The organism is Actinomycetospora sp. NBRC 106375 (assembly GCF_030269665.1).
GTDB lineage: Bacteria > Actinomycetota > Actinomycetes > Mycobacteriales > Pseudonocardiaceae > Actinomycetospora.
On the sequence record NZ_BSTS01000038.1, the window covers coordinates 21553 to 27992 of the forward strand.

Sequence of the window (6440 nt, forward strand, 5' to 3'; positions counted from 1 at the left end):
GCTCAGAGGGTCTTGGCCAGCTCGGTGGCGATGTACTCCGCCTGCCGGGTCGCGAGCGCGACGATCGTCAGGGTCGGGTTCGCCGCGGCACCCGTCGTGAAGACGCTGCCGTCCGCGACGAACAGGTTCGGCACGTCGTGCGCGCGTCCGAACCGGTCGACGACGCCGTCGCGGGGCCGCTGGCTCATCCGGCAGGTCCCGAGGTTGTGCGTCGACGGGTAGGGCGGCGTCTCGATCGTCTTGTGCGCCCCGACGGCCTTGTAGACCGACGCGCCCTGACGCTGGCCGTGGGTCCGCATCGCGACGTCGTTGGGATGGTCGTCGAAGTGCACGTTGGCGACCGGCAGCCCGTGCTGGTCGGTGACGTCGCCGGAGAGCGTGATCCGGTTGTCCGCCCGCGGCATGTCCTCGCCGACGATCCACATCCCCGCGGTGTTGCGGTAGCCGTCGAGGAGGTCGCTGATGTGGCTGCCCCAGCGCCCCGGCGCGATGAACTTCGCGAGGAAGGCGGGCCCGAGGGAGATCGTCTCCATGTAGTAGCCGCCGACGAAGCCACGGTCGGTGTCGAGGCGGGACTCGTCGGCGATGACGCCGGCCATCGTCTCGCCGCGCCACATGCGCACCGGCTTGTCGAACTGCCCCCAGACGGTGCCGGTCGTGTGGCGCATGTAGTTGCGCCCGACCTGCCCCGACGAATTCGCCAGGCCGTCGGGGTGCTGGGCCGACCCGGAGAGCAGCAGCAGGCGCGGCGTCTCGATCGAGTTCCCGGCCACGACGACCACCGCGGCGCGCTGGCGGCGCAGCGTCCCGTTGCGGTCGATGTAGAGCACGCCGGTCGCGCGACCCGCGGCGTCGTGCTCGATCTGGGCGACGTGGCTCTCCGGACGGAGGTCCAGGTTGCCGGTCTTCTCCGCCTTGGGCAGCTCGGCCACCAGCGTCGACCACTTCGAGCCGTGCTTGTCGCCCTGGAAGTTGAAGCCGTCCTGCAGCGTCGCCGGGCGTCCGTCGTAGGGCTCGGCGTTGGTCGCGTACGGGCCCGTGGAGTAGTAGCGGTACCCGAGCTTCTCGGCCCCGTTGGCGAAGACCTTGTAGTTGTTGTTCGCCGGCAGCGGCGGGCGCCCGTGCCGGTGGGTCACCCCCATCTTGATCTCGGCCTTGTCGTAGTACGGCTCGAGCTCGGAGAGGGCGATCGGCCAGTCGAGCAGGCTCGCGCCGTCGACGTCGCCGTAGGTCGACCGCGCGGTGAACTCGTGGGCCTTGAACCGCGGGCACGCCCCGGCCCAGTGGGTGGTCGTCCCGCCGACGGCCTTGACCAGCCACGCCGGGAGGTTCGGGAAGTCCGTGGCGACCTGCCAGCTGCCGGAGGTCGTGCGGGTGTCGCCCCACGCCATCTGCGCGAACGCCGGCCACTCGTCCTGGTGGTAGTCCGGTCCGGTCAGGTGCGGCCCGGCCTCCAGCACCACGGTCCTGAAACCGCGCTGACAGAGCTCGTTCGCGACGGTGCCGCCGCCGGCCCCGGAGCCGACCACCACCACGACGTCGGAGTCGTCGTACTCGAATCGGGTCATGACGCCGGCACCTCTTCCTCGAACTCGATCTTGGGGTCGGGCAGCCAGTCGAGGTCGTCGAACCCGCGGTCGACGTAGCCGCCCCTGTCGTAGGAGGGGCCCTCGTAACCGAGCAGATCCCAGACCTCGGGATCGCTGTAGAGGGTCACGACCGCGCTGTTCACGATCGACGTCAGGAACGGCGCACCGTCCGCCCCACGGAGCACGGCACCCGCGGTCTCCGCGTCGAGCTCGGCGAACGGCGCATCGCGTTGTGCGTCGAGATCGACCAGTCCTTGCAACAACTGGGCGAGGAATCGGGGATCGTTCCCCGCCTCGGCGATCACCGCATCCGCGGCGCGTTCGTAGGGCCCCCGCGGGAACGTGCTGTGCGGAAACGCCGCATACACCACGTTCACCAGGGTCTGGCGGTCTTGCGCCGACAACAGACTGCTTCCCACCGCACCTCTCCCGTTCTTCTCTTCGGTCGTTCCGTTCCGTCCGCAGGGCAGCGTCGATCGACCGGCGTCCCCGGAGTGCGCAGGACGTCGGTGGGTGTGGTGGTGGAGTCGGGCTAGCTCGTCGGTGGGCTCTCGGCGGGCAGCCGGATGCCGTAGCGGGCGATGCGCCGGTAGATCGTCGACCGGCTCATCCCGAGGTGGGCCGCCGCACGGGCGGGGGTCGCACCGGGCTCGGAGAGCGAGCGGACGATCTCGTCGCGCTCCAGCGTCTCCAGGCGCGTCAGCTGGTGGTGCCCGCCGGTGAAGACCTCGGGCGGCAGGTCGCGCTCGGTGACGACGTCGGTGCGCGCCGCGGCCCGGCGCACCACCGCGCGCAGCTGCGCGACGTTGCCGGGCCAGTGGTACGCCGTCAGCACCTGCTCGGCGGCGGGCGTGAACCGCACGTCCCGCCGCGCCTCACGGGCGAACCAGCACGCGAGCGGCACGACGTCGTCGCGGCGGTGTCGCAGCGCCGGGAGCTCGACCACCGTGCCGACGAAGGGGCGCAGGGCCTCGGGCACCGCCGACGGGTCCTCCGCGGTGATCGACAGCTGGTCGCGGTCCCGCACCAGGTCCGCGAGATCGCTCGCGACCCAGGCCGGCAACCGGTCGGCGCGCCCGACGATCACGCTCGTCCCCGGTTTGCCCAGCTCGGGCGACCACAGCGACCACCACGACGCCACCTGTTCGGGCTCCGGCGGACGGACGTGGAGCACGCGCCGCCCTCGCTGGTGACGGGTGTGGGCGCTGCCCAGCAGGGCCCCCTTGCCGACGCCCGTCTCCCCCACCACCGCGACGCCGTGACCGGCGAGCAGCGCCGAGCCCACCCGCTCGGCCGCGCTGCGCCAGTCGGCCCCGAGGTCCTCGAGGCGCGGCGCGTCGTCCTCGTCGAGCCCGCGGCGCACCCGCACGACCCGCCCGCGGTTGGCGGGCCGCGCCTCCCGGCCCTGGCCGCGCGCCAACATGAGCGCCTCGGTGGTGCGCGCGGCCGTGCGGGCCAGGGCGAGCAGGAGGTTGTACGACTGCTGGGACCAGGTCGTGAGGTTGACGCTGCCGACCAGGTCGCCCGTGACGGGGTCGGCGACGGGCGCCGCGGCACACGTGTAGCCCCAGAGGCGCGTGCAGTAGTGCTGGTCGGCGCGCACGAGGGTCGGCACGCGGTCGGCGAGGGCGAGGCCCAGCCCCGTCGTGCCGGTGGTGCGTTCCGAGTAGTCGAAGCCCGGCGCGAGCGACACGGCGTCGAGCGCCCGCAACAGCACGCGGTCACGGCACACGCGGTTGAGGACGAGGCCGTCGGTGTCGGTCAGCATCAGGCTCACCGGTTCGTCGGCGAGCGTCTCGTGCAGTTCGGTGAGGACCTGGTGGCCGGAATCGAAGAACAACGACTGGTGATCGACCGCGCCGGCGTACTCGGGATGCACGGAATCCAGGGGCACGCCGTAGTCGGCACTGCGTCTCCACGACGCGACGAGACGGCGCGGCTGCACCGCGAGATCGCGAGCGCGCGAGATCGCGAGCTCCTCGCGTTCGCGGTGATCCGTCTCGGTCATCTCGGCCTTTCCCCTGCGCGTCGTCGCGCCCCGGAACGCTGTCGACTGTGGCAGAAACGACATCCGGGGGAAGGGGCTCGCAGTGTCAACCTGAGACGGTCGCCGGGAACGGACGTGATCGTCGGTCGGGACGGACGCAGGGCGCGCGCGTCGCCCGCGCGCCCCGCGACCGTCCGCCGTGACATGAGGTGAGGCTAACCTCACACGGGGCGGCGGAGGTAGCCCCGGCTCGAGGGTGTGTCAGGCCGCCTGCACGACCTGGCCGCGGTAGCTCTCGATGATGTCCATGAACTCGCGGCGCTCCGGGCCGGGCACCCCGAGGAAGTTCAGCGTCGCGTCGATCTCGGTGGAGACGGCGTCGAAGCCGGCCGTGTCGATGCTGAGCTCGTCGTGCGCCTTGACCATGTCGTCGCCGAAATAGCACTTCGGCCCGCCGGCGGCCTCGATGGACCAGGCCGTGACGAGGAACTTGTAGCCGGGTGCGTTCGCCGGGTCACCGTGGTGGGCCCGGACGGCGTCGTTGGCGTTGACCGCGGCGTTCGCGAAGAGGCGGTCGACCAACACGTCGACCGCGCCCGCGATGGCGTACGTGCCGCCGAGACGCTCGTACAGGGTCTGCTCGGCCATGGGGGTCCCCTCCCGTCGTCACCGCCGGCGATGTGGTGGACCGGCAGCGTGATCGGGGTCACTGTGGACGCACGGGTGGTGCCAGGTCAATGGTGCGCAACCGATCTGCCGTGCCAGCGCCCGTCGCGCCGGTGATCACACGACCCTGATGGCCCTGGTCCGGGAGGGCCCGACGTGGCAGCGTTCCCGTCGTGGACATCGGACCCGTCCGTCAGCGCTTCACCGCCGAGCCGATCAGCTCCCCCGTCCCCGGGGAGGAGTCGTGGAGTCCCGAGCAGGTCCCGGAGACCCGCCTCGACGCCGCGACGGACCGTGTCCCGGTGCCCGAGACACCCGCCGCACCGTCTCGGTGACGGTCCCACCGCTCGATCCGGCACGACGTGACGTCCTCGACGTCGCGCCCGCGCCGGACCTGCCGCACCCGATCCTGGGGTGGCGCACCTGGCGCGTGGGACGTCGCGCGCAGCGCCGCACGGATCTCATCGCCCCGCTGGCCGGCCTGCCCTGGCCGTCGCGCCAACCGATGATCGCGTTCTGCGCGTCGCCGACCCACTCGCCGCCGGGTGACCGGTGCGGGTGCGGGCTCTACGCCGTGCCCGACCCCGGGACGCTCGACTGGGGCCCGTCCGACCACGAGGTCCTGGGCGTCGTGGCGCTGTGGGGCCAGATCGTCGAGGGCACGCGCGGGTGGCGCGCCTCGCACGGCTACCCGCGCTTCGTCGTCACCGGACCCGGCATCGCCGAGGAGCAGCGGGCCGCGCTCGCACGCCGCTACGGGGTGCCGGTGCACCGCGCCGACGTCCCGCCCCGGACGCTCGCGTCGTTGTGGAGCGAGGACCGCGCCGTGGCCGACGCGCTCCGGCAGGGCTCGGACGCCGACGTCGCGGCGCTGCTCGCCGCGGAGATGCCGGAGTGGGAGCGCCGGTGGCGGGCGGAACAGGCGTCGACCGAAGCCCGCGCATGCCGGCGGTCGCGGTGGCACTCGCTACGGAGCGTCCTGCAGGGTCGCTGAGCGGCGACCCCGTCACCGGTCGGCCGACCGGATTCGCCTTCGCACAGATCTGATCGACCTTGTCGTGGGTGTCGCCGGTGTCGGTGGTGTTCGATAGACTCGAACACATGAGCGAGCAGGGTGTCGGGGTGGTGGAGCGCGAGGCGCTCGACCGGGCCCGGCTGCGTCTGGTCGCCTCTCGCCGCGAGTACTACCGGGGGCTGGAGGACATCGCCGAGCTCGACCGCCTCGCCGTGGTCGCCCAGACCGGGGACAAGGCGCTGCACCGGCTGCTCGGCGATCTCGGGTTGTTCGACGCCGGCGAGGCCCGCCGGCTCTGCGACGAGGCCGCCGACCTGGTGCCGCGCTGCTCGCTAGCCGGTGAGGCGTTGCCGGCGCGCTACCCGTGCACCGCGGCCGTGCTCGCCGCCGGGCGCACCGGGCCCGCCCACATCGCGATCATCCGCACGACCATGGCCCGCCTGGAGCGGGTGGCCACCGTCGCCCCGGCCGATCTCGCCGAGTGTGAACGGATCCTGGCCGAGGCGGCCGCCGGGTTGCCGCCGCGGATGCTGCGCCAGGTCGCCGACCGGCTGTTGGCCGAGTTCGACCCCGACGGGCAGGCCCCCGGCGACGGCGCCGACCCCCACGACGAGCTGCGGCTGCTGCGCCGCCGCGACGGATCCCTCGCCCTGAAGGGTCAGCTGCGCGACCCGCTGGACGCCGAGATGCTGGTCGAGGTGTTCGACCTGCTCTCCACCCCCGCGGGGCCCGACGACGAACGCGACCTGCCGCGCCGCCAGGCCGACGCGCTCAAAGACCTCGCCCAGCACGCCCTCGGCGCCACCGGGCTAGCCACCGACGCCCGCGGCGAGAACAGCGACCCGCCCGCCGAGACCACCGAGCCCGCCGACGACACCGAGCCCGCAGACGACACCGAGCCCGCCGACGACACCGGCGAGCCTCACCCGGCCGGAGATGACAGCGAACCCGGTAAGAGCCGCGGCCAGCAGGCGCTGATCCCCGAGCCGCGGATCCCCGAGCCCCTGCGGGGCGCGCCGAGCCCCGCACCCACCCCGACCACCGGGCCGGGCCGCCCGCTGCTCACGATCACCATCGACCACCGGTGGCTGCGCGACCAGATCGGGCACGGCACCCTCGAATCCGGACAGCCCGTCGACGTCACCACCCTGCGCCGATGGGCCTGCGACGCCGGGATCGTGCC

At 72.9% G+C, this 6440-nt stretch carries 7 protein-coding genes; 3 read left to right on the forward strand and 4 right to left on the reverse strand.

What is annotated here, in order from left to right:
- Positions 1–2 precede the first annotated feature (2 nt).
- The 4 genes from QSK03_RS31770 to QSK03_RS31785 form a co-directional block, all read right to left on the reverse strand.
- The gene (locus QSK03_RS31770) at positions 3–1568 is read right to left on the reverse strand and encodes a GMC family oxidoreductase (RefSeq protein ID WP_285659706.1); all 1566 of its coding nucleotides are present in this window, start codon (positions 1566–1568) and stop codon (positions 3–5) included.
- Positions 1565–2008 (reverse strand): hypothetical protein, encoded by a 444-nt coding sequence (locus QSK03_RS31775; RefSeq protein WP_285659707.1) that lies wholly within the window; start codon positions 2006–2008, stop codon positions 1565–1567. Before QSK03_RS31775 ends, QSK03_RS31770 begins: the two co-directional genes overlap by 4 nt.
- Before the next feature lie 113 nt (positions 2009–2121).
- The gene (locus QSK03_RS31780) at positions 2122–3597 is read right to left on the reverse strand and encodes an AAA-type ATPase lid domain-containing protein (RefSeq protein ID WP_285659708.1); all 1476 of its coding nucleotides are present in this window, start codon (positions 3595–3597) and stop codon (positions 2122–2124) included.
- 240 nt (positions 3598–3837) lie between these two features.
- On the reverse strand, positions 3838–4224 hold the full coding sequence (locus QSK03_RS31785; protein WP_285659709.1) for a group I truncated hemoglobin: 387 nt from the start codon (positions 4222–4224) through the stop codon (positions 3838–3840).
- A 191-nt stretch (positions 4225–4415) separates the two neighbouring features.
- Between QSK03_RS31785 and QSK03_RS31790 the strand changes: the two genes are divergently transcribed.
- The 3 genes from QSK03_RS31790 to QSK03_RS31800 form a co-directional block, all read left to right on the forward strand.
- Positions 4416–4577: a hypothetical protein gene (locus tag QSK03_RS31790; RefSeq protein WP_285659710.1), complete on the forward strand. Its 162-nt coding sequence runs from the start codon at positions 4416–4418 to the stop codon at positions 4575–4577.
- Complete coding sequence (locus QSK03_RS31795; RefSeq protein WP_285659711.1) at positions 4574–5236, forward strand: hypothetical protein; 663 nt, start codon at positions 4574–4576, stop codon at positions 5234–5236. The genes QSK03_RS31790 and QSK03_RS31795 overlap by 4 nt, the downstream gene beginning before the upstream one ends.
- A 107-nt stretch (positions 5237–5343) precedes the next feature.
- A partial coding sequence (locus tag QSK03_RS31800; protein WP_285659712.1) for a DUF222 domain-containing protein occupies positions 5344–6440 on the forward strand: 1097 nt, incomplete at its 3' end.

Bases quoted from the DNA above. Each gene is read 5' to 3' on its own strand.
- QSK03_RS31770 (WP_285659706.1), bottom strand. From the start codon at position 1,568: ATGACCCGATTCGAGTACGACGACTCCGACGTCGTGGTGGTGGTCGGC.
- QSK03_RS31780 (WP_285659708.1), bottom strand. From the start codon at position 3,597: ATGACCGAGACGGATCACCGCGAACGCGAGGAGCTCGCGATCTCGCGC.
- QSK03_RS31785 (WP_285659709.1), bottom strand. From the start codon at position 4,224: ATGGCCGAGCAGACCCTGTACGAGCGTCTCGGCGGCACGTACGCCATC.